The organism is Clostridium sp. MSJ-8 (assembly GCF_018918325.1).
Lineage (GTDB): Bacteria > Bacillota > Clostridia > Clostridiales > Clostridiaceae > Clostridium.
This window is the reverse complement of record NZ_JAHLQH010000053.1, coordinates 64,306-87,164: the sequence shown is the minus strand read 5'-3', so window position 1 is coordinate 87,164 and position 22,859 is coordinate 64,306. Positions and strand designations below refer to the sequence as shown.

Annotated in this window: 22 protein-coding genes, 1 tRNA gene and 1 rRNA gene; 6 read left to right on the top strand and 18 right to left on the bottom strand. The window is 28.6% G+C overall.

Features of this window, described 5'->3' with window-relative positions; all coding sequences use genetic code 11:
* Positions 1–203: ribosomal RNA gene (locus KQI77_RS12655) — 16S ribosomal RNA — on the bottom strand; the annotation flags it as partial.
* A 473-nt stretch (positions 204–676) separates the two neighbouring features.
* Here KQI77_RS12655 and KQI77_RS12650 point away from each other — a divergent pair.
* Entirely contained in the window at positions 677–1,573 is an 897-nt protein-coding gene (locus KQI77_RS12650) for a DUF1002 domain-containing protein (RefSeq protein ID WP_216390797.1), read from the top strand.
* Positions 1,574–1,703: 130 nt separating this feature from the next.
* Here the strand turns inward: KQI77_RS12650 and KQI77_RS12645 are convergent, their stop codons facing one another.
* From KQI77_RS12645 to KQI77_RS12630, 4 genes are all read right to left on the bottom strand, one after another.
* A complete protein-coding gene (locus tag KQI77_RS12645) occupies positions 1,704–2,114 on the bottom strand; it encodes a hypothetical protein (protein WP_216390796.1) in 411 nt (136 codons plus the stop codon).
* A gap of 65 nt (positions 2,115–2,179) precedes the next feature.
* Entirely contained in the window at positions 2,180–3,340 is a 1,161-nt protein-coding gene (gene alr, locus KQI77_RS12640; protein ID WP_216390795.1) for an alanine racemase, read from the bottom strand.
* Positions 3,341–3,554: 214 nt separating this feature from the next.
* Positions 3,555–3,630: transfer RNA gene (locus KQI77_RS12635), tRNA-Trp, on the bottom strand.
* Between the two features lie 47 nt (positions 3,631–3,677).
* On the bottom strand, positions 3,678–4,517 hold the full coding sequence (locus tag KQI77_RS12630; protein WP_216390794.1) for a zinc ABC transporter substrate-binding protein: 840 nt from the start codon (positions 4,515–4,517) through the stop codon (positions 3,678–3,680).
* 179 nt (positions 4,518–4,696) lie between these two features.
* On the opposite strand from KQI77_RS12630, the gene tsaE reads away from it, so the two are divergent.
* From tsaE to rimI, 3 genes are read left to right on the top strand one after another with little or no spacing between them, the layout of a single operon-like run.
* Positions 4,697–5,155 (top strand): tRNA (adenosine(37)-N6)-threonylcarbamoyltransferase complex ATPase subunit type 1 TsaE, encoded by a 459-nt coding sequence (gene tsaE, locus KQI77_RS12625; RefSeq protein ID WP_216390793.1) that lies wholly within the window; start codon positions 4,697–4,699, stop codon positions 5,153–5,155.
* Complete coding sequence (gene tsaB / locus KQI77_RS12620) at positions 5,155–5,868, top strand: tRNA (adenosine(37)-N6)-threonylcarbamoyltransferase complex dimerization subunit type 1 TsaB (RefSeq protein WP_216390792.1); 714 nt, start codon at positions 5,155–5,157, stop codon at positions 5,866–5,868. Before tsaE ends, tsaB begins: the two co-directional genes overlap by 1 nt.
* A complete protein-coding gene (gene rimI / locus KQI77_RS12615) occupies positions 5,852–6,289 on the top strand; it encodes a ribosomal protein S18-alanine N-acetyltransferase (protein ID WP_216390791.1) in 438 nt (145 codons plus the stop codon). The genes tsaB and rimI overlap by 17 nt, the downstream gene beginning before the upstream one ends.
* A gap of 101 nt (positions 6,290–6,390) precedes the next feature.
* Here the strand turns inward: rimI and adhE are convergent, their stop codons facing one another.
* From adhE to KQI77_RS12580, 7 genes are all read right to left on the bottom strand, one after another.
* Positions 6,391–8,970, bottom strand: a complete 2,580-nt coding sequence (adhE, locus tag KQI77_RS12610; protein ID WP_216390790.1) for a bifunctional acetaldehyde-CoA/alcohol dehydrogenase — start codon at positions 8,968–8,970, stop codon at positions 6,391–6,393.
* Between the two features lie 148 nt (positions 8,971–9,118).
* Entirely contained in the window at positions 9,119–10,321 is a 1,203-nt protein-coding gene (locus KQI77_RS12605) for an AI-2E family transporter (RefSeq protein ID WP_216390789.1), read from the bottom strand.
* Between the two features lie 13 nt (positions 10,322–10,334).
* On the bottom strand, positions 10,335–11,498 hold the full coding sequence (locus KQI77_RS12600) for an AI-2E family transporter (RefSeq protein WP_216390788.1): 1,164 nt from the start codon (positions 11,496–11,498) through the stop codon (positions 10,335–10,337).
* Between the two features lie 85 nt (positions 11,499–11,583).
* Positions 11,584–12,117 carry a phosphatase PAP2 family protein gene (locus KQI77_RS12595; protein WP_367397310.1) on the bottom strand — a complete coding sequence of 178 codons (534 nt, stop codon included), beginning with the start codon at positions 12,115–12,117 and terminating at the stop codon, positions 11,584–11,586.
* 9 nt (positions 12,118–12,126) lie between these two features.
* Positions 12,127–12,429 carry a Dabb family protein gene (locus KQI77_RS12590; RefSeq protein WP_216390787.1) on the bottom strand — a complete coding sequence of 101 codons (303 nt, stop codon included), beginning with the start codon at positions 12,427–12,429 and terminating at the stop codon, positions 12,127–12,129.
* Between the two features lie 93 nt (positions 12,430–12,522).
* Complete coding sequence (locus KQI77_RS12585; RefSeq protein WP_216390786.1) at positions 12,523–12,858, bottom strand: hypothetical protein; 336 nt, start codon at positions 12,856–12,858, stop codon at positions 12,523–12,525.
* A 19-nt stretch (positions 12,859–12,877) separates the two neighbouring features.
* The gene (locus KQI77_RS12580; protein WP_216390785.1) at positions 12,878–13,252 is read right to left on the bottom strand and encodes a YtxH domain-containing protein; all 375 of its coding nucleotides are present in this window, start codon (positions 13,250–13,252) and stop codon (positions 12,878–12,880) included.
* 174 nt (positions 13,253–13,426) lie between these two features.
* Here KQI77_RS12580 and KQI77_RS12575 point away from each other — a divergent pair, with 174 nt between their 5' ends.
* Positions 13,427–14,752, top strand: coding sequence for an APC family permease (locus KQI77_RS12575; RefSeq protein ID WP_216390784.1), 1,326 nt, complete (start codon positions 13,427–13,429; stop codon positions 14,750–14,752).
* Positions 14,753–14,933: 181 nt separating this feature from the next.
* Here the strand turns inward: KQI77_RS12575 and KQI77_RS12570 are convergent, their stop codons facing one another.
* On the bottom strand, positions 14,934–16,370 hold the full coding sequence (locus tag KQI77_RS12570; RefSeq protein WP_216390783.1) for an alpha-amylase: 1,437 nt from the start codon (positions 16,368–16,370) through the stop codon (positions 14,934–14,936).
* 707 nt (positions 16,371–17,077) lie between these two features.
* Between KQI77_RS12570 and ilvB the strand changes: the two genes are divergently transcribed.
* Positions 17,078–18,733, top strand: a complete 1,656-nt coding sequence (ilvB, locus tag KQI77_RS12565; protein ID WP_216390782.1) for a biosynthetic-type acetolactate synthase large subunit — start codon at positions 17,078–17,080, stop codon at positions 18,731–18,733.
* A gap of 80 nt (positions 18,734–18,813) precedes the next feature.
* On the opposite strand, the gene KQI77_RS12560 is transcribed toward ilvB, so the two are convergent.
* The 5 genes from KQI77_RS12560 to KQI77_RS12540 all read right to left on the bottom strand — a co-directional run bounded on the left by KQI77_RS12560 (position 18,814) and on the right by KQI77_RS12540 (position 22,852).
* A complete protein-coding gene (locus tag KQI77_RS12560) occupies positions 18,814–20,145 on the bottom strand; it encodes a TasA family protein (protein WP_216390781.1) in 1,332 nt (443 codons plus the stop codon).
* Positions 20,146–20,199: 54 nt separating this feature from the next.
* The gene (locus KQI77_RS12555; RefSeq protein WP_216390780.1) at positions 20,200–20,892 is read right to left on the bottom strand and encodes a SipW-dependent-type signal peptide-containing protein; all 693 of its coding nucleotides are present in this window, start codon (positions 20,890–20,892) and stop codon (positions 20,200–20,202) included.
* Positions 20,893–20,924: 32 nt separating this feature from the next.
* A complete protein-coding gene (locus tag KQI77_RS12550; RefSeq protein ID WP_216390779.1) occupies positions 20,925–21,686 on the bottom strand; it encodes a hypothetical protein in 762 nt (253 codons plus the stop codon).
* A gap of 72 nt (positions 21,687–21,758) precedes the next feature.
* On the bottom strand, positions 21,759–22,331 hold the full coding sequence (locus KQI77_RS12545; RefSeq protein ID WP_216390778.1) for a hypothetical protein: 573 nt from the start codon (positions 22,329–22,331) through the stop codon (positions 21,759–21,761).
* A gap of 32 nt (positions 22,332–22,363) precedes the next feature.
* Positions 22,364–22,852, bottom strand: coding sequence for a signal peptidase I (locus tag KQI77_RS12540; protein WP_216390777.1), 489 nt, complete (start codon positions 22,850–22,852; stop codon positions 22,364–22,366).
* Between the last annotated feature and the right edge of the window lie 7 nt (positions 22,853–22,859).

Below are 22,859 nucleotides of genomic sequence, written 5' to 3'. Positions count from 1 at the left end.
TATCGCTGTTTCATGCGAAACTACGATCTTATGCGGTATTAATCTCCCTTTCGAGAGGCTATTCCCCACTATGAGGTAGGTTGCCCACGTGTTACTCACCCGTCCGCCGCTAATCCACTTCCGAAGAAGCTTCATCGCTCGACTTGCATGTGTTAGGCACGCCGCCAGCGTTCGTCCTGAGCCAGGATCAAACTCTCAATAAAAAGTTTAATCATTGCTCAAACTCACAATTTGCTTCGTATTACTTTGTCAACTCGTCGCTGTGGTGCTCAAATGCGCTAGCATATTCTGCTCCTCGCTCCTCGTTTTCGCGTACTACTCGCATCTTCTGAGTTTATTTAAAACTTACTCATAAAGAATTGCTGGTTCTTAATTTATTATTCTGTTCAATTTTCAAAGACCAATTTTTCTTCGTCGCCCTCAAGCGACTTCTTTATCTTATCACTTGATTCAGTATCTGTCAACAACTTTTTTTGAAACTTTTTTCTTGTTGTTACTTATCTGCCTCAGCGACGTGTTTTATGATATCACCCTTCAACTATAATGTCAACACTTATTTTGATTTTATTTTAGAATTTTATTGCAAACTATAATCTTCAAATCAATATGTATTATATAAAATCTAATTATGTTATAATTCATTTGTAAAACTAAATAGAAAGATAGGTGTATATTTATGAAAAGGAAAAATGTCTTATTGGCATTATCTAATTTGTTACTAATACTTGTATTTTCTTTATCTATATTCAATCCTATACCTGTTTATGCTGATTCTTATATATCAGTTACATTAGGAGCTGATTTATCAGATGAACAAAAGCAACAAATGCTTGATTATTTTAAAGTAACTCAAAATGATGCTAATATATTAGAGGTCACTTCTCAAGAAGAATATGATGCTTTAGGTAAAGTTGCAACTTCTGCTCAACTTGGTACAAAATCTATCTCTTGTTCTTATGTTGAGCCTACTAATTCTGGTGGCTTAGATATTACTACTAACAACCTTACATGGGTAACTGAAGGAATGATAAAAAACGCACTTATAACTGCTGGTATTACAGATGCTAAGGTAATTGCAGCTGCACCATTTAAAGTTTCAGGAACTGCTGCTCTTACAGGTATCTTAAAAGGTTTTGAAAACAATTCTAACGGTGAAAAATTAGATGAAAATAATAAAGAAGCTGCAAATGAAGAATTATTTGTAACTGGAGAACTTGGTGATGAAATCGGACAAGATGATGCAACTAATTTAATAAATGAAATAAAAACAAAAGTTGTAAAGGAATCTCCTAAAACTGAAGATGAAGTAAATAATATTGTAGATGATGTCATTAGTAAATATAATTATAAGCTTAGTGAAGACACTATAAACAAAATAAAGTCATTAATGAATAAAATTAATGATTTAAATCTTGACTATAGTAGTATAAAAAGCCAATTAAAAGACATATCTAATAACTTAAAAGATAAAATATCTTCTGATGAAGCTAAAGGCTTTTTTTCTAAGATTGGAAGCTTCTTCTCTCAGATAGGTAAATTCTTCAGCAAATTATGGAATGCTATATTTAATTAAAATATATTTAAGACTTTCAAAACAGTTGATTTAAATTTTATATAGTTTTCTAATAGAGTAAATATATAAAGACAGGACTTTTTAAAATAGCCCTAGTTAAGGCGATATTTTAAAAAGCCCTGTCTTTAATTTATAATATTGCTTTATCTCTAAGAAATTTTAATAATAAATATCCTAAAGCGCTTATTGCTAATGTAACTATAATTAGTATTAATTGTTTTTCTGGATACCAAAAAGCAATATTAACCATAACTATATTAAGAGATGTAAGTAATCTTGCTTCTAAAAAATAGGCTTTCATTATCATCACAGAAACAACCGATATTGCTATATAAAAAAATGCACTTACTATACTCATTAAACTTGCACTTTTCATATATATAAGCAATAACGCTACTATAACAGGATAAATATGAACCATTGAAAACTTTATAGTATTATTAACTAGCTTGCCCTTTCCCAAATTAGTTATACATATTAATGCAATATTAAACACAAGATATATCAAAAAGATTACTAATGCCTTTGCTAAACCTATCATTCATTTTCCGTCCTTTCGTATATTCTTAACATAATATACATTATATATCTATATCATAAAAATATCTATATATAATTCCTTACATTAATTTTTTTATGATTCTTAATATATAGTCTAGGAATTCTTTGCTTAATCATACATAAAACTTCATAATTTATTGTGCCTAAATCTTTAGCCATATCATCTGCATTATATTTTATGCCGTTATCTTCTCCAATCAATATTACCTCATCTCCAACTTTTACATCATCAATATCAGTAACATCTATCATACATTGATCCATACATATTCTACCTACAACCTTTGCAAACTTACCATTTATAATTACTTTTACTTTGCCACTTAAATTTCTAGAATATCCATCTGCATATCCTATAGGAATTGTTGCAATAATGCTTTCTCTTTCTGTTTTAAATGTTCTTCCATAACTCACATACATATCTTTATCCATTTTCTTCACATGAGATACCTTTGTCTTTAAGGTTAATATAGGTTTTAATGGCAATACCTCTTTATTAACTTCATCTGAAGGATAATAACCATACAATATTATGCCTGCTCTTACACCATCTAAATAAGTTTCTGGTAAATCCATAATTGCTCCACTATTAGATGTATGTTTAAAAGGTATAATTACTCCCTTATCTTCTAAGCTCTTATTAAATTTATTATATAGTTCAAATTGATGATAAGTATATGTCTTATCCTCTTCATCTGCTGTTGCATAATGAGTAAACATTCCTTCTATCTCTATATTATTAAGCTTACTTATCTCCACTACATCTTCTACACTTTTCTCATTAGGATAAAATCCTATCCTACCCATTCCTGTATCTACAGCAATATGTATCTTAGCCTTTTTATTAAGTTTCTCAGCAATTTCTGATAATCTTTTAGCATATTCTAAGTCATAAACTGTTTGTTCTATATCATACTTTATTAATTCTTCACCATAATCACTTGGTGTGTACCCAAGAATCATTATAGGAATATCCACTCCTGACTTTCTTAATTCTATAGCTTCTGTTATAACAGCAACTGCAAGTCTAGATACACCATTTTTTTGTAATGTTTCTACAATATCTATAGCACCATGTCCATAAGCATCAGCCTTAACAACCGCTACCATTTCTTTATCTCCAATTAGCTTTTTTATATTTCTAACATTATATGCTAACGCATCTAAGTCTATTTCTGCCCATACTGGTCTTAACATCTTATCCAATTTTCAAACACCTACCCAAAAATAATCTTTCCATATAATTATTATATTGAATTATTCCTTGTATATATAGTGCCACTATTAATAGAATTTTATTTAATTGTGGTAATTATATTTATCATCTTTTCTATAACTCATAACTTAAATCTCATTTATATAATTTCCTATATAGAAAAAACCACAAGTTTTTAAAAATAAAACTTGTGGTTTAACATTCTGGCAGGGGCACTAGGACTCGAACCCAGAACCAATGGTTTTGGAGACCACTACTCTACCAATTGAGCCATACCCCTATATTAATCACAAAAGTAATTATATTATACTTTTGTAATATCTGCAACTACTTTTTTAACTTATTATATATATTTCTTATATTATTATCATATAGTTCTTGTACTGTAAGTCCACCATTATATTTCTGTAATGTAACAACTTCATAATTATCAGGCGCTATCTCAGTAGAAGCATCTCTTAATATTATTACATCATCTGTTGATAAATTATTATCTGTTATGAATTTATCAACCTCTTCACATTTACACTTGATACATTCTAATCCAATACTTTCATATAAATAATCAAAATAATCATCTACAGCAATAAAAGTATAATTTTTCTTCAAATCATTTATTTCATCAATCATATCATTTTTTATGTTAGAAATAGCTTTGTTGTATCTACTTTCATAATATTCTCTATTCTTAGGATCTTTATCCTCAATTGCATTTTTAATGTTATATAAGCATATCTTATATTCTTCATCTCCAGTCCAATAATAAGGATTAATTCCTTCTGATGATAGATCATAATTTTTCATTCTTATTCCTCTAGATATATCTATCATACCTGTTCTAAAATAATTCATTTTTTTTATTACTTGCTTATTTTGTTCTTCATAATAACTACTACTATAAATATATAAGTCAATATCATTATTGATTAAACTACTATTATATTCTAATTCTTCAGCTGATTCTTCACTATCAAATAAATATCCTATATAATGTTTATCTCCAACTATTTCCTTAACCATGTAATATTGCATTTTATTACTTGTCAATATATTTAAGCATTTATTTTCTGCTGCACTAGTATTCTCAATTGAATCATGAGGTATAATTGCAAATAAGAATAGTGCTAAAATCATAAATAAAAAAACATACTTCTTGTATTTGTACACAGACTCATCCTCCAATTTTACAGATATGTTTTCCATTTTTAAATTTTTTATACAAACTTTAGTTTACTACTTTGTAAATTTTTTTTCAATGTATAAAATATTAATTTTATTCTCTTTCATTTTTTTCTTTGATTGATTACAATATAATATGTATATATTTTTTTGAAAGGTGTATTAATATGTTTTTTATTGTTAATAATATAGAAGAAACTACTAATCTAGGAATAAAATTAGGTAAACTTGTTAATGCTGGAGATGTAATATGTCTGACTGGCGATTTAGGAACTGGAAAAACTCATATTACCAAAGGTATAGCTAAAGGATTAAATATTTCTGATATTATAACTAGTCCCACATTTACCATTGTTAACGAATATACTAGTGGACGACTAAAACTTAATCATTTTGATGTATATAGAGTAAGTGATCCTGATGAAGTATATAATATTGGATTTGATGATTACATATTCTCAGATGCTGTTTCTGTCATTGAATGGGCAAACTATATAGAAGATATCCTACCAAAAGATTTCTTACACATTCATATTGAGAAGGATTTAACACAATCTGAGAATTACAGAAAAATTACTATAACACCATACGGTAAAAGATTTAATTACATTGAGGAGTTGATATAATGAACGTTTTAAGTATAGATTCTTCATCTAAAGTAGCTACTGTTGCTATATTAAATGATACAGATTTACTTGGAGAATACGTATTAAATAATAAGAGAGAACATTCAGTTGTCCTTATGCCTATGATTGAAGATTTATTAAATGATTGTAATCTTACAATAGATGATATAGATGGTTATGTAGTATCTAAAGGTCCCGGTTCTTTTACAGGTCTTAGAATAGGAATGGCAACAGTAAAAGGTTTAAGTTTTGGTTCAAACAAACCTTATATAAGTATTTCATCCTTAGATGCTTTAGCTTTTAGTCTTAATTCATTTGATGGTTTAATTTGTCCTATTATGGATGCATTAAGAGATAACGTATATACTGGTGTATATTCATATATTAACTCTAGTATAACCCCTATACTAGAGCCTACTTCTATGAATATAGATGAACTTTGCAATTTCTTACTAAAACAAGATTCTCCAGTTATATTTACTGGAGATGCAGTTTCTAAACATAAAGACTTTATTATAGATAACATTCCTAATGCTAGATTTGCACCTAATCATTTATCTATTGTTAGAGCTTCTTCCATAGGTGAATTAGGATTGCAACTCCTTAAAAACAATATTTATGATGATCCAAATTCTGCACCTGTTTATTTAAAGAAACCTCAAGCAGAACGTGAATTAGAAAGAAGGCTATCATTAAATGAACGTAACTCTTAATCCTATGACTGAAAAAGATATTGATGATGTACTAGAAGTTAGTACATTAAGTTTAAAAGAAACATGGAGTAAAGATTCCTTCAAAAATGAAATTACTAATCCACTTGCTAAATATCTTGTTGCTTCAGTTGATAATAAAGTAATTGGCTTTGCTGGATTATGGACTATTTATGATGAAGGTCACATAACAAATATTGCAGTACATCCAAAATTCAGAGGTTGTGGTATTGGTAGCAAATTAGTTGAGTCATTAATAAATAACTCAGAAAAGTGGTTTATTAATTCCCTTACATTAGAAGTACGTTCTTCTAATGTAATTGCTCAAAACCTATATAAAAAATTCGGTTTTAAAGAAGAAGGTCTTCGCAAACATTATTATCCTGACAATAAAGAAGATGCTATAATAATGTGGAGAAAATAAAGAGAATATATTTTTATCGCAAAAACAATATTATTGACTTAAATACACTTATATATGTATTTTTCAAAATATTGTTTTTTGCATTTTAATTCTTATATTTTTTATTGATAAGAATTAATATATAAATCCTTTATTTCACTTATCAATGGATATCTTGGATTCGATAGTGTACATTGATCGTCAAAAGCTTGCTCCGCCATATCATCTAATGTTGAATAAAAAATTTCTTCTTCTATTCCCACTTCCTTTATATTCTTAGGCATATTAATCTTTTCTTTTAATAATTCTATCTCATTAACTAAAAGTTCTATTTTTTCTTCACAATTATTTCCCCCTAAGTCTAAATAATCAGCTATTTGTGCATATCTTCTTAAAGAATCAGGGTATACATATTGTGGAAAAGCTGCTTGTTTTGTTGGATTATTACTAGCATTAAATTTTATAACTTCATTAAGTACCAATGCATTTGCCATTCCATGCGGAATGTGATGAAATGCTCCTAGTTTATGGGCCATTGAATGACATAATCCTAAGAAGGCATTTGAAAATGCTAATCCAGCAATGCATGATGCATGTGCCATCTTTTCCCTAGCTTCTATATTACTGTTACCTTCACTATATGCTAATGGTAGATATTTAAATACCAATTCTATAGCTTGTAATGAAAGTCCATTAGTATAATCTGAAGCCATAGTAGATACATAAGCTTCAATAGCATGAACTAATACATCAAATCCTGAACATGCAGTAAGACCCTTTGGCATATTCATCATAAGCTCTGCATCAACTATTGCCATATTAGGCATTAATTCATAATCTGCTATTGGGTATTTCATACCCGATTCATCATCAGTTATAACTGCAAATGGAGTTACTTCTGAACCAGTTCCTGCCGAAGTCGGTATAGCAACAAACTCTGCAATTGCACCCATATTAGGGAACTTATATATTCTCTTTCTTATATCCATAAACCTCATTGATAAATCTTCAAATTTAATATTTGGATTTTCATACATAACCCACATGATCTTTGCTGCATCTATAGGAGACCCTCCACCTAATGCTATAATAACATCAGGTTCATAAAGTGACATAACTTTAACTCCTTCTTTTACTATTGATAATTTAGGATCCGGTTGCACAGAATCAAATATTCGATAATCAATATTTAAATATTCTAATACATTTGTAACCTTTTTAGGATATCCTAGCTTTGATAATTCATTATCAGTTACTATAAAAGCTTTTTTCTTATTCTTTTCTCTTAATTCCTTTAATGCAATTGGTAGTGATCCATATTTAAAATATATTTTATTAGGAGTTCTAAACCACAACATATTTTCTCTTCTTTCAGCAACATTCTTTATATTGATCAAATGTTTAGGTCCAACATTCTCAGATACTGAATTTCCTCCCCATGAACCACATCCTAATGTTAGAGATGGTTCTAATTTAAAATTATATAAATCTCCAATTGCCCCTTGAGATGCAGGCATATTTATAAGTATTCTTCCAGTCTTCATCCTCGAAGCAAACTTATCTATCAATTCTCTTCTATTTAATTGATTAGTATATAATATTGATGTATGTCCCATTCCTCCTATCTTTATTAATTGTTCTGCTTTAGTTATTGCCATTTCATAATTATCACACCTATACATTGCTAATATTGGTGATAACTTTTCATGTGCAAATGGTTCTGATTCTTTAATTAATTCTACTTCTCCTATCAATACTTTTGTATTTATAGGAACATCAATTCCTGCAATACACGCTATCTTATAAGCAGATTGTCCTACTATATTAGGATTAACACTATAATCTGCATTTAACATAATTTTTCTCACCTTATCAATTTCTATTGCACTTAATATATATGCTCCTCTTTCTTTAAACTCATTAATCACATTATTATAAATTGAATTTAAAACTATTACACTTTGTTCTGAAGCGCATATCATACCATTATCAAAGGTTTTAGATAACAATATAGAATTAACTGCCATTTTTATATCTGCAGTTTCATCTATTATTGCTGGTGTATTTCCCGAACCAACTCCTATAGCTGGTTTTCCCGAAGAATATGCAGCCTTTACCATAGCTGGTCCACCTGTTGCAAGTATTATATCTGATTGTTGCATCAATATATTAGATAACTCAATAGAAGGTTCATCTATCCAATCAATTATATTTTCTGGAGCACCATTTTTTATTGCTGCTTCTAATATAATTCTTGCTGCTTCTATTGTTGATTTTTTAGCTTTAGGATGAGGACTTATAATTATTCCATTTCTAGTCTTTAAGGCAATTAATATTTTAAATATAGTAGTTGAGGTTGGGTTAGTTGTAGGAATAATTCCTGCAATTATTCCTATAGGTTCTGCTATCTTCTTTATACCAAAGGTCGCATCATATTCTATTACATCACATGTTTTCATATCTTTGTATTTATTATATATATATTCTGCAGCAAAATGATTTTTTATAACTTTATCTTCTATTATTCCCATTTTAGTTTCTTCCTGTGCCATTTTAGCTAAATATATTCTTGAATTATTAGCTGCCTTAGCAGCTGCTTTAAATATTTTATCTACTTTTTCTTGAGTATAGTTTGAATATATTATTTGTGCCTTCTTTACTTTCTCTATATTATTTTGTAAGTCAACAATATCTTTAATCATAATTTTTGCCTCCTATTTACATTCAAATATATACAAAAATAGCTTAATAACACTTGTAAAACGATTGAAATCCAACACAATTTCCCATTTAAAGCAAAAAAATAAATGCCTTTATATTTATATTCAGGCATTTATTTTTTATTCTATATTATTTTTTATTGTCATTTTTTGTACTATTATTATTAGCAATCTTACTCACAATACCATTTTCAACTTTTATTCGTTTCTTATTTAACCTTTTGTTTGTAAAGTATCCTATCAATGTATATATAACTCCAAACAATGGAACTCCTATAAGCATTCCAATAATTCCAAATAACTTTCCTCCTACTGTTATTGCAAAAAGAACCCATAATGCAGATAATCCTATTGAACTTCCAACAACAAAAGGATATATAACATGTCCTTCTATTTGCTGAATTACAATGATAAGTATAATAAACCATATTGCTTGAATAGGATCTACCATTAATATTATAAATGCTGAAGGAATAACCCCTATAAATGCTCCAACTATAGGGACAAGTGCCGTTATGCATATCAATGTACTAATAAGTAATGGATATGGCATCCTAAATATACTCATAGATATGAAACATAGTATCCCTAATATCAATGCTTCTAAACATTGCCCACCTACAAACTTACTAAATTTTTCATAACATAATTGAGATAATTTTATTGTTTTATCAGCTACCTTTTCATTAAAAACTGCATATATTATCTTTTTAGCTTGATTACCTAATCTCTCCTTGCTAAGTAGTATATATATAGACACTATAAGTGCAATTACTGCTGTAGTTATAGTAGATGTTATTCCAACTGTTATGTCTACAACCTGGCCAACTATAGAACTTGTAAGTGTTCCTGCTACTTTAATTATTTCCTTTCCAGCTGCTATTAATTGTGTATATATATTTTTTATAAGATTAGTATTCTTATAATATTTTCCTACCATTTCCTCTAATGATTCTAAGTAAGTAGGTATATTGTTGCCTAATGTTTTACCACTTTCTATTAATTGCGGAACAACGAAGAACATTATTGATATTATTATAGCCATTATAGTGATTATAGTAGCTATTAATGAAACTATCCTTGTTAATCTTGACAAATCAAATTTTTTGCATTTATCAAACAATTTCTTAAATACTTTTTCCTCATATATTTTCATTAATATATTCAAAACAAAAGCAATTGCTCCACCTATTAAAAATGGTTTAATAACCGAAACTACATTTAATAATAATTTTCCTATCTTATCTAAATTCAAAAATATATATGCCAAAATAACTATATATGTTGCCAATAAGAAATTTGATTTATTTTTAGGATCTCTAAATATTTTCATTTTCTCCATCCTCTCACATATAATCTTTGGTCTCTACCTTTAACCCTTTTTTCTTAAGTCTTTCTTCAATAAACTCTTTTATCAATGTATAAAAAACAGCAAATATAGGTACACCTATTACCATTCCAACAAGTCCTAAAAACTTTCCAGCAACCATTATTGCAAATAGTATCCAAAATGCTGAAATACCTATAGAATTTCCAAGGATCTTAGGCCCTATTATATTTCCATCTAATTGTTGAATTATAAGAATTATTACTAAAAACCATATTGCTTTTATTGGATCAACAAACATTATAATTAAAAATGATGGTATTGCACCTATAAAAGGCCCAAAAAACGGTATTATGTTGGTACAACCTACTATTACTGATACTAGTGTTGTATATGGCATTTTAAATATTGCCAAAATAATAAAAGTTAAAATCCCTATTATAAAAGAATCAAAGATTTTTCCTGTTAAAAACTTTCCAAATACATCATTACTTCTATGTGCTACTTCATTTATCTTTTCTGCTGCTTTAACTGGCATAATGCCATAAGTAACCTTTCTACTAAGTGCTATGAATTTTTCTTTTTCCATAAGTAAATATATTGAAACTATTAATCCTATAACAATGTTCCAAACACTTGATGCTAATGTTTTAAATAAATTACCTAGTATAGGAAGTAATCCTGTAGCTGTTTTTATAATATAATCAATTAGCTTATTAATATTTGAATTAATCAATTGTTGATTTCTAGGACTTAAATCTAATTTCTTATATGCTTTACTTATTAATTCATTACTACTATCTATATATCTCGGTATATCATTTATAAGTCCTACTATACTATCTATAAGCTGAGGTAATACAAATCTAATAAATAATGCTACTAGAAATACTGCTATACTATATGCAATAAATAGGCTAAGCCATCTCTTAGGTTTTTTTATAACTTTTGATATATATTTATTTTTTATGGCTACTTCTTCTAAAAATTTAACTATAAAATTTAATAAATATGCTATAACTATACCTATAAAAAATGGTTGTAAGACACCTATTCCTTCTTGTACCTTAGCATAAACAACATCTATTTGTGATAATGACAGATAGAAAATTATTATACAACTTACAACCAAGAAGCAATAAACTGAAATTGTTGTATATTTAGAATTCCAATTAACTTTCATAAATAAACTCCCCTAACTTATTTTGATATCATAGAAACTGCTACCATCTAAAAAAGATAGCAACAGTTTCCATAGAACTATGTAATTATATCTTGCCTATAAATTTCTTATATATCTTTATAGCTACAACTCCACATAATATACCTACAATTATGCCTGCTAATACATCGGTAGGATAATGTACATATAAATATAATCTAGAAAAAGCAATGATGCTTGCAATAATTATTGCAAATATTCCTGTTCTTCTATCCATGTAACATAATACTGATGCTGCTGCAAATGCAATTGCTGTATGGCCTGATGGAAACGATGGATCTTTAGGTTTATTAATTATAATATCTATATATGGTCTAACTTCAAAAGGTCTTGCTCTTCCTACAAGTTCCTTAAGTAATACATTACACACTAGTACATCTAAACCAAGCGCTAGTAACATTATCACACCATATTTTCTATATTTCTTTATAATCAATAAATACACAGTAATTATTATCCATATAATACCTGCATCCCCCAAATGAGTAAAAAGCGGCATAACATTATCTAAAAGTGAATTTGACAAATTCTCTCTTATATAATCTAATATACTAAAATCAAAACTCTGAATAACCCCCACTTTAATCACCTAAATTTCAAAGTCTGTTGCTACTCTACTAATAGCTACTTCCTTAATGTACTTTCCTACTTCTAGATGTCTTGGATCTGTAGCATATGCCTTAAGATCATTCATATCATTAAATTCTGAAACTAAGCATACATCATAATTATTGTCATTTCCAGATATGTCTATACCCACGTTTAATGATTTTATCACATCAATTTGTCCTACTAATCCTTCTAAATCATCTTTCATTTTTTTTGTAATAAATTTTTTATCTTTTCCTTCGTGTAATTCTTTTACTTTCCATAATACAATATGTTTTATCATTACTATATCACCTCATTTATAAACTATACTAACTATTATACATATTAATCTTATAAAAAAAAGTGGTTTTTCAACCACTTAAAAAATAGTTTTTTACTTAAAGAAAATATCTTTTACAATACTTACTATATCTTTTACTGTTGTAATAGTATCAGATACTTTGTCTTTAGCAACTAACACATCTGCTGTAGTCTCTGTTACTACCTCACTTACATCTTTAATATTGTCAGTTATCTCACTAACATTATTAGAGATTGTGGGAAGATCCCGACATAACTTGTCTACATTTTTTTTATTATCTTCTATTAAACTATTTATATTTCCTACTAATTTTATTATTTTTATCAAGGCAATAATCAATATAACTACAGCTACTGCTATAAGTATCCAGAATATTCCCCATAATAAATCTGAAACAGAGATATACATATTTACCTTACCACCTTAATTACTCTTCTTCAATTTCCTCTGTAGATGTTTCTTCTACTTCTTCATTTTGAATTTCTTTATTTTTTTTACTTGCTAAATATTCAGATATTTTTTCTTTAGCTTCCCCTAAATTACTTTTACCTTGTTCTACTTTATTAGAAACATTGTCCTTTATTTCTTTACCTTTTTCTTTTGCTCCTTCTTTTGTTTTCTTAGCTACTTTAGCTAAATCTTCTCTTGTCTCTTTACCAGACTTAGGAGCTGTAAGTACTCCTGTTAACGCTCCAACAGTAGCTCCTATAACTGCTGTAGTTCCTGCTACTTTTGCTACCTTTTTCCTTTCCTTTCTTTTTTGAGCTTTTTTCTTTTCTTCAATAATCTTAGCTATTCTCATACAAAATACCTCCTCATTCTCTATATACATTAATTATACTATATAAGTAAATCAAAACTTATATATATTATATTATATTTTATTAATATTTTATTAATGTGAAAGTAGTCCTTTTTTCTTTTTTATGATATATTTATAATTATATTAAATATAAATACGAAAGGATGGATTATCTTGTCGAAAGTTAAATATAACTTATTTACTACCATTGGGATGATTGTAGGTATTGTTATTGGATCTGGAATTTTCTTCAAAAGCGACAATATACTAGTTGCAACTGATGGAAGTATTACTTTGGGAGTACTTATTTTCTGCATAGCTGCTATATGTATAATATTTGGAGGTTTAAGTATAGCTGAACTTGCATCGCGTAGTAATAATTCAGGAGGAATCATAGGATACATAGAAGAACACTCATATCATTCTATTGCATGTGCTATTGGTTGGTTTTTATCTTTACTATATTATCCCACACTACTCTCTGTTGTTTCTTGGGTATCAGTAATATATTTATGTCAATTATTTAATGTAGAATTATCTCTAGAAGGTCAAATACTTTTATCCATAATAATATTAGCTATTGATTTTTCAATTAATTATCTCTCATCAAAATTAGGAGGAATTCTTCAAAACCTATCTACAGTCATTAAACTACTACCTCTTTTTCTTATAGCAATATTTGGTGTAATCTATGGAGATTATTCAAGTATAGAACTTGCAGACATAGCTCATATTAAATCATATAGTTGGTTAACAGCTATTGCTCCTGTTGCCTTTGCATTTGATGGTTGGATTGTATCCACTTCTATAAGTGATGAAATAGAAAATCCTAAAAAAAATCTACCTATTGCACTTATTATAGCTCCTATTTCTATACTTATTATATATATTGCTTATTTTGTAGGTATAAGTATGTACGTAGGTCCAGAAAATATTATGGCTCTAGGTGATGCTCATGTATCCTATGCTGCTAATAATCTATTAGGTAGTTTTGGTTCTAAAATAATCCTAATATTTGTTATTATATCTGTTCTAGGAACATTAAATGGGATAATCCTTGGTTCTATAAGAATGCCTCATATATTAGGCACAAAGAATATGATTCCTTTTTCAAATATTTATTCTACTACTAATGAAAAATACGGATTATCTATTCATTCAACATTTTTTAGTTTTATAATGACAATTATATGGACCTTTGTACACTACATATCAATTAAATTTGATTTATTACCTAATTCCGATGTATCTGAAATAGCTGTAATATTTAGTTACATAGTATATATAGTTCTATATATTCAAGTTATAAAATTATCATTTAGAGGTACAATTAAGGGATTCTTTAAAGGCAAGTTTAATCCTATTATGGCTATTATTGGATCTATTATAGTTTTAACTGGTAGTTTATCAAACCCAATTATATTTTTGTATTTTGCTATATTTATAACTATAGTAATAGGTGCAATAGTATTCTATAGATGCAAAAATAAAAATTATTAAACTTATTTATAGAGTAAAAAAATTAAGTTAGCATTTAAAATTTTGTACTATTTAAACTTTAGTGAATTTACAACATTTAGCTACCTTAATTTTTTTACATTTAGAAATACTTAATGAAATTATATAATTTATGAAAACACATAATATTGATACTAATCATTAGGAAATATAATATTAATCTTTATGCTTCAACCCATATACTTACTTTTTGTCCTCTTGTCTTAAAAATACCGAAACCATTATCATCAATTATAATATTATCTTCTATATTTTGGGTTACGTCCTTAAATGCTACACCTGCATATTGTTTACCTATGCTCATATATTTTTCTCCATCATAATTATTAGACATAACTACTGCTACTCCATTTCTTCCGTCTATGCCTTCTCGCGTCCATCCTATAATATTAGGATTATCAAAATAATCAATCTGTTTTCCATAAGAATTTTTCGTTCTTATTTCCATTATAATATCTATTATATTCTTTATAGAACCAATATTATTATGTGATATTCCATAATAATCGCCATAAAATACGCAAGGATACCCACTTTCTCTTAATAATATTAATGAATAAGCTAAAGGCTTAAACCATGGTTCTATCCACGATTCTAACGCTTGTCCAGGTTGAGTATCATGATTATCAACAAAAGTTACTGCATTTATTGGATGACTTTCTACAACCGTATTTTTGAATATATTTCTTAAATCATATCTATCTTTCTGCTTAGATGCATCAAAGAAATGATAATGAAGAGGAACATCAAATAAAGAAAAAGTTTCACTTATAGTATCTAAATACTTATTTAATATGTTAGTATCTGCATTCCAATATTCAGCTACTGTAAATAGTTCTTTCCCAGTTTCTTTTCTAAGTTTCTCTATCCAATCCACTAAAAAATTATAGCTTATATGCTTAGCAGCATCTAATCTAAAGCCATCAACATCAGTTAAATCTACATACCACTTTCCCCATTTGCCTACTTCTTCAATTACTTCTTCATTACTTGTATCTATATCAGCTCCCATAAGGTAATCAAAATTACCAAATTCTAAATCTACACCAGTATTCCAATCTTTACTTTCAAATTTAAATAAAGAATTCCTTTTACTTTTTTCGTCCCAATCTACTCCATCAAAATGAGTCCAATTCCATTTGAAACTAGAATATTTATTATTCCTTCCTGGAAATGTAAACTTAGTCCATGCTTCTATAAGTTCACGAGATGATATTTGTATATTCCTATTATTAGGATCATCTTCAAAAGCTAATACCATCTCTGTTTCATCCGCTCCCATCTTATGATCTAATGAAACATCAGCATATATGTCTATTCCTTGTTCTTTTAATTCCTTTATTGCAGCTATGTATTCATCTTTACTACCATACTTTGTAGGTATAGAACCTTTTTGATCAAATTCTCCTAAATCATATAAGTCATAAACTGTATACCCAACATCATTAACTCCTTCACTTCCCTTATATGCTGGAGGTAACCATACTGCCGTTATTCCAATATTCTTTAGATTTTTGGCTTCCTTTTTTACTTTTCTCCATAAGGTAGAATCATTTGGCAGATACCATTCAAAGTATTGCATTATTGTTCCATTTACCATCTCAACCACCCTCACTCTCATTTATTTCCACATATATATAATATCATAATTCATTCTCCATAAAAAAATTTTTTCTTAATAAATATCTTTTATTTTTATGCTAAAATATTTTTAGGAGGCTATGATTATGAAATTTTTATACAACACATATGGTTTTGATTTACTTTCTATTTTTTTATTAATTCTATGCTGCATATTGAATATATTTCCTTACACTAGAATTATAAGTGCATTATTAATGATATATGTTCTTTTTCGTGCATTTTCAAAAAATACTTACAAAAGATATAATGAATTAAATAAATTTACTAATTTTGTAAATAACAAAATACTATTTAGATTTAATAAACGTCTACCTAATATTCCTAATTCTAGTTTATACAACATTACTATTGCTTTCAAAAAAGCAGGAATATTAATAAAGGATAAATTTAAATATAAAATAGTTAGATGTCCTAATTGCAATCAAAAACTAAGACTTCCTCGTGGCAAGAAAAAAATAATAGTTACATGTAAGCGCTGCAAGCATGAATTCAAAATGCGCACATAATTTTCTATTATTGATTATATACTACAATTAACATATAATATATGTATAGACAAATATAGTATATACTGCGATTAGGAGTTTTCTCTTCGTCCTATATTTTTGTATAGGACGTTTTTTTCTAATCACAATTTTGTATTGTTTTTAGGGAGGTTTTATTATGAAATTATCAGGTGCTGAAATAGTTATTAAACTTTTAGAAGCAGAAAATGTGAAATACATTGCTGGAATTCCTGGAGGATTTAATTTGCCAATATATGATGCACTATCCAAAAGTAATATAAAGCATATTCTAGCTAGGCATGAACAAGGAGCAGCTTTTATTGCACAAGGAATATCTCGTTCTACTAATAGTGTAGGTGTATGTTTTGCAACTTCAGGCCCTGGAGTAACTAATTTACTTACTGGAATAGCTGATGCCAAATTAGATTCTATTCCATTAGTAGCAATAACAGGTCAAGTTCCTCTTTCTGCAATAGGAACAGATGCATTCCAAGAAGTAGATACATTTGGTCTTTCACTACCAATATGTAAACATAATTATCTAATTAGAGATGTACATGAATTATTCACTGTTATTCCAGAAGCTTTTCGAATTGCTGCAAGTGGCAGACCAGGCCCTGTTCTTATAGATATACCGAAGAATATACAAACTGAAATTATTGATGTAGATTCTTTGCCTGATGTTTCTTCAGAAGAATCAAAAATTGAATCTATAGATATATCTGATATAAAAAATATATGTAAACTTTTAAATAATTCTAGTAAACCTGTTATATATGCAGGTGGAGGCATAATACTTGGAAATGCTGCATCACAATTAAAAGAATTCTCAGAAAAAAGTAATATTCCTGTTGCCCTTACTCTTATGGGATTAGGAGCTGTTCCTTCGGACTACAAGTTAAATTTAGGAATGTTAGGAATGCATGGTGCACCATATACAAATTATATAATGAATGAAGCAGATTTAATATTAGCATTAGGTGTAAGATTTGATGATAGAGCTACTGGAAATATTCAATCATTCTGTCCTGATGCAACAATTATCCATGTTGATATAGATCCTTCAGAAATAAATAAATTGAGAAATTCAAATATGGAATTATCTACTTCTGTAAAATATTTTCTAGAAGAGGCTATGCCATATGTTGAATATGTTGATAGAAATGATTGGATTGATTATATTGAAAATATGAAATCAAAATATTCATATCAAAAATTCAATGATCCATTACATGCAGTTAATGTAATAAAAAAAGTTTCTTCTATAGTTCCTAAAGATTCAATAATAACAACAGATGTTGGTCAACATCAAATGTGGGTTGCTCAACATTATCCTATTAATAAACCTAGAACTCTTCTTACTTCTGGCGGACTTGGAACTATGGGATTTGGACTTCCTGCAGCAATAGGTGCCGCATTAGTTAATCCTAATAAAACCATTCTTTGCTTTAGTGGTGATGGATCTATACTTATGAATATTCAAGAACTTGCAACTTGCGCAGACTATAATCTTAATATCAAACTTTTTATATTTGTTAATGAGAGACTTGGACTAGTAAAACAACAACAAGAATTATTCTATAATAGCCACTTTATAGCATCTAGTTTTATTACTAACCCTGACTTTACACAAATAGCAAAAGGGTTTGGAATACAAGGATATAAATTAGATGCAAATACAAATCTTGAAGAAATATTAAAAACACCAGGACCATGCGTAATAACTATACCTGTTGATTCTAACGATAATGTATATCCTATGGTATCTCCAGGTGCTTCTAATTTAGATATGATAGGTATTAATAAAAATTAACCTTTGTTAATGTAGTAATAAATATATTTTATTTAACTAAAAAAACAATGTAGCTTAACTACATTGTTTTTTTAGTAATTTTATTGATTTTTTTGTTTTCTTTCCTTTATTGATATAACTACTATTGCTCCTGCAGATAATATTGCTATTATTGCAAATGTTGTAAATACCTTAGCAGAAGTATCTCCTGTCTTCAACTGTTTAACAGCTGCATCAAATAACTGTAATGTCTTAGATGTATCCTCTGAATTACTTGGTGGTGTATTAGAATCATTTGGTTTATTTGGTTCCTTAGGATCATCTGTCTTTGGTATATCTGGTACTTCTGAATCATCAAGTTTTACACAATCAAATATCCAATCTATCTTTCCTTCAACATTTCCAACATCCCACTCTTCTGGAACATGTAATTTAATATCTAATGTATCTTCTTCATCTTGTTTATATTTACCTAAGAAAATTGAATCTTCTACAGTCATATCGTACTCTGTACTTTGTCCCTTAACTGGTCCTTCATATATAACTTCTGATGTTCCATCTTTATGATTTGCTGTAACTGTTATTGTACATGCGTTAATCAATTGATCAGATATATCTTTATCTGATTCTGAATTGAATTTCTCTAATGAAGTTTGATCAGCATACATATATAAATATATATCCTCTTTATCCTTATTAGATACCTTAATTTTTTGTTCTGCGTCGTCTCCTGGCATTAATCCTTTAAAGTTTAAGAATAAATCTTCTCCTGGAAGTGTAATGAACTTATCAGCTTCATTCAAGAATGATACATTACTTTCTTCATCAGATGATACTTGTTTTTCAGCATCACCATTCTTCTTTTCTGATATAACTACATCTCCCCATCCTGTTATCATTCCATTATCATTAACAGTAGGAGTAAAATTCTTAGATTGAATAGCTTCTGCACTAACAATTATATTACCTTCAAGATCTTCTATTCCCTTATCTGTATAATTAAGAGATAGCTTAAATGAATCTAATAAGTCTGGAGCTGTTTCCCCAGGTGCCAATGGCTTCTGGTAATAATAATAACCATCTCCTCCATCTATCCAATCTTGAGGATTAGGAAAATTAATTTGTATATCATCAGTGCTTAAGTCTTCTAAAACTTTATTATCCTTTGTCCATGTCTTTTTTAATTTTATTCTTACATAAGCATCATTGTCACCCACATTCTTAGCGGATACAATCTTAGAAACTGTTTCTCCAGGTGCTACACTATCAGGTCTTGTATAAATATCTATAAGCTCAATATCTATATTACCTATTGTTATAACATTAGTAGTTGAAATCTTTGCAAAAAATATTGCATAAGTAGTTCCAATTGTTATCATTCCCACTAGACATATTGATAATATTGCCACACATATCTTCTTTTTTAAACTCACTTAACTCACCCCACTTCCTGCAATAGTTAATCATTTATCTTTAAGGAATTCATATTATTTTATAACTGAGTTTGGATCTTTTCCTTCTATCATTAAGTTTAATGCTTGATATCCTTGATCCTTTGTTAAACTATCTTGTACACCATATGCTTTAACATCTATTCTAAATGCAATTGGAGTTCCCTTTTTATATGCTGTTGTATCTTCAGTATAAGTTGGAATATTCTTATTAACTGTTACTTTTTCAAATATTACAGAGTCATTTCCCTTCTTAAATACATTTAATCCTTGTGGATCTGTTGCAGAAGTACCAAAATAATAAATTGATTTATCTGCATTTGGAGTCCAATCTGTTGTGTTATATCCTGATATTGTTGCATAAGTTGATGTGAATTCATCATAGCTTATTTCTTCATTAGCTGTATATTTCTTATCACCATTTAAATCAACATAATATTTAACTGTTGCTGCAACATATTCATCTTGTGAACTTGATTCTGGAACAGTAACTGTTGGGTCCTTAGGAATTTCTGAACCTGGCGCAAAGTGACTAGCTTCTCCTGTTTGATCCCAATTAGGTTCTGTTAATTCTAATTCTATATCTGATGATGCTTTAAATGTATTTACTTTCTCTTCTGTCTTATCACTTAAGAAAGCATAAGTAGCTCCTATAGTTATTCCTGCAACTACAGCTAATGCAGCTGTTCCTTTTAATATCTTCTTTAATTTACTATCTTTATTTATCATAACTTTTCCTCCTACTTCAATAACTCTCTAATCTAGTTTGCTTTCATTAAGTTTAATAATTCAGTTTTAGCTTCTGATATTTCTATATTATCAGCTTGTACTGCAAAACCTTTAACTTTGATTTGGAATTCAGGCATTCCTTTAGTTGTAAATGAGTTTCCATTTATATCTGTTAAAGTTAATTTAGCTTCTACAGGATTTCCTGATTCATCTAAAACAACGTTACCTTCTGCATCGTATTGATTTAATGTTAATGCTGGATTAATCTTTACTTCATCAAATATTGGAGAAGTCTTAGCATCTTTTTCTAATACAGTTAAATCTCCGTAATAGAATCTATCATTTTCTCCATTTTCATAATCAGCTAATGCTTTCCAATCACTATTAAATCCTTCTGTACCTTTATAGTAAACTGTTGCTAACTTATTGAATTCTGCATATGTTACTTCATGCATACTTCCATCAGTACCTTTTATTTCATAATGTAATTCCATTGCTACATATTCGTCTGTATGATTAGCTGCAGTTGATGCATTTACAAGGTAAGGGTCTTTTTCAATTAATTGTGCAGCTGTATAGTTTTCTGCATCTTTCTTACCATAATGTCCATCACCATCTTCATCGCCATCCCAGTTTGGTTCTTCTATTTCAACCTTAATATTATCATTTGGAGTAAATTCATTTTGTACCTCTTTAGTTTGATCTGTTAAGAATGCATAAGTTGCTCCAAAACTTACTGCTACTACTGCTATTGTAGCTATTATCATTGCTATCTTTTTCTTTGCCTTTTTCATGTATAATTACCTCCTAAAAATAACTTTACTTAATTTAATAATCTGTTAATAATATATTTTTAATTTAAAATTTTAACTTAATTTACTAGGATCAAGTCCCCATGCTTCCATCACTTTAGTTGATTCAATTGAATCTGCTATAACATTTACTTCAATATATTGTCCTGGTTTTAGAGTATCTAAAGTACTCTGTTTAACTGATATATCATAAAATAACTCTGATGTACCCTTTCCAGGTATAACTACATCAGTGTAATAATAATATCCATTCTTCTCAACCCAATTGTAATCTAATGAATATTGTATGCTTAAGTCTGGACATTCTCCTGCATTACTTCCATCTTCATTTCTTATAATGGCTACCACTTTAGCTCTTATATATTCATTTTTATTGCTTTTATCCGGATTATTAAATGTTACCTTTTTTTCTTGATCTAGTTTTCCATCAACACCAATGATGTAAGAATTTCCATTAGGTTCTTCTATCTCAACATCAGTATATTTCTTTGGTGAAAAATCATTTTGTCTTTGTTCAGTGTTCTGAGATAAGAATGCAAACGTGTTGTTTTTTACACATCCAAACACTGCTGCTGATATAATAAGTATTCCTACAACACTTATTGCTATCTTGTGCTTTTTAATCATCAAATCACCTCTTTTCATATTTATATATGAGCTTACTTTTGTTCACTTGCAAGAGACTTTAATATAGCGCTTGCAGCAGACAAACCAGCTAATATAACTAATAATAAAATTTTGCCTTTTACTGTACTAACCCATACAATTGCATATCCCAAATATGGTATTGAGAAATTAGTTGCTCTTCCTCTTATATTGCCATAAGAAATTGAACCATCTTCTGTGTTATTGGCATCTCCTTTGGTTATTACAGTTTGATTTTCTTTATCTACGCTCACTATTCTATGAGTCACTGTAAGTGATCCTGTAGTGAAGGTAATAACATCTCCATCTTTTAATTCGTCAAAAGCCACTGGCTTTACATAAGTTACACAGCCTACATGATACTTAGGTTCCATACTTCCAGTTATAACTGTGTAAGGTGTATATCCAATAAACTTGGGTATAACTAACGTTGTTATCATAGCTATTACTATTATTATTACTATATATTTTAAGATTTTTGATATTACATTAATTGCTTTCATCTTAATC

Excerpts from the sequence above, each read along its gene's own strand:
- tsaE (WP_216390793.1), top strand. The coding sequence starts at position 4,697 with ATGTTTTTTATTGTTAATAATATAGAAGAAACTACTAATCTAGGAATA.
- KQI77_RS12590 (WP_216390787.1), bottom strand. The coding sequence starts at position 12,429 with ATGATAAAACATATTGTATTATGGAAAGTAAAAGAATTACACGAAGGA.
- KQI77_RS12550 (WP_216390779.1), bottom strand. The coding sequence starts at position 21,686 with ATGAAAAAGGCAAAGAAAAAGATAGCAATGATAATAGCTACAATAGCA.
- adhE (WP_216390790.1), bottom strand. The coding sequence starts at position 8,970 with ATGATTAAAGATATTGTTGACTTACAAAATAATATAGAGAAAGTAAAG.
- KQI77_RS12605 (WP_216390789.1), bottom strand. The coding sequence starts at position 10,321 with ATGAAAATATTTAGAGATCCTAAAAATAAATCAAATTTCTTATTGGCA.
- KQI77_RS12645 (WP_216390796.1), bottom strand. The coding sequence starts at position 2,114 with ATGATAGGTTTAGCAAAGGCATTAGTAATCTTTTTGATATATCTTGTG.
- tsaB (WP_216390792.1), top strand. The coding sequence starts at position 5,155 with ATGAACGTTTTAAGTATAGATTCTTCATCTAAAGTAGCTACTGTTGCT.
- KQI77_RS12580 (WP_216390785.1), bottom strand. The coding sequence starts at position 13,252 with ATGAGAATAGCTAAGATTATTGAAGAAAAGAAAAAAGCTCAAAAAAGA.
- KQI77_RS12650 (WP_216390797.1), top strand. The coding sequence starts at position 677 with ATGAAAAGGAAAAATGTCTTATTGGCATTATCTAATTTGTTACTAATA.
- KQI77_RS12600 (WP_216390788.1), bottom strand. The coding sequence starts at position 11,498 with ATGAAAGTTAATTGGAATTCTAAATATACAACAATTTCAGTTTATTGC.
- KQI77_RS12545 (WP_216390778.1), bottom strand. The coding sequence starts at position 22,331 with ATGATTAAAAAGCACAAGATAGCAATAAGTGTTGTAGGAATACTTATT.
- KQI77_RS12570 (WP_216390783.1), bottom strand. The coding sequence starts at position 16,370 with ATGGTAAATGGAACAATAATGCAATACTTTGAATGGTATCTGCCAAAT.
- ilvB (WP_216390782.1), top strand. The coding sequence starts at position 17,078 with ATGAAATTATCAGGTGCTGAAATAGTTATTAAACTTTTAGAAGCAGAA.
- KQI77_RS12555 (WP_216390780.1), bottom strand. The coding sequence starts at position 20,892 with ATGATAAATAAAGATAGTAAATTAAAGAAGATATTAAAAGGAACAGCT.
- KQI77_RS12540 (WP_216390777.1), bottom strand. The coding sequence starts at position 22,852 with ATGAAAGCAATTAATGTAATATCAAAAATCTTAAAATATATAGTAATA.
- rimI (WP_216390791.1), top strand. The coding sequence starts at position 5,852 with ATGAACGTAACTCTTAATCCTATGACTGAAAAAGATATTGATGATGTA.
- KQI77_RS12585 (WP_216390786.1), bottom strand. The coding sequence starts at position 12,858 with ATGTATATCTCTGTTTCAGATTTATTATGGGGAATATTCTGGATACTT.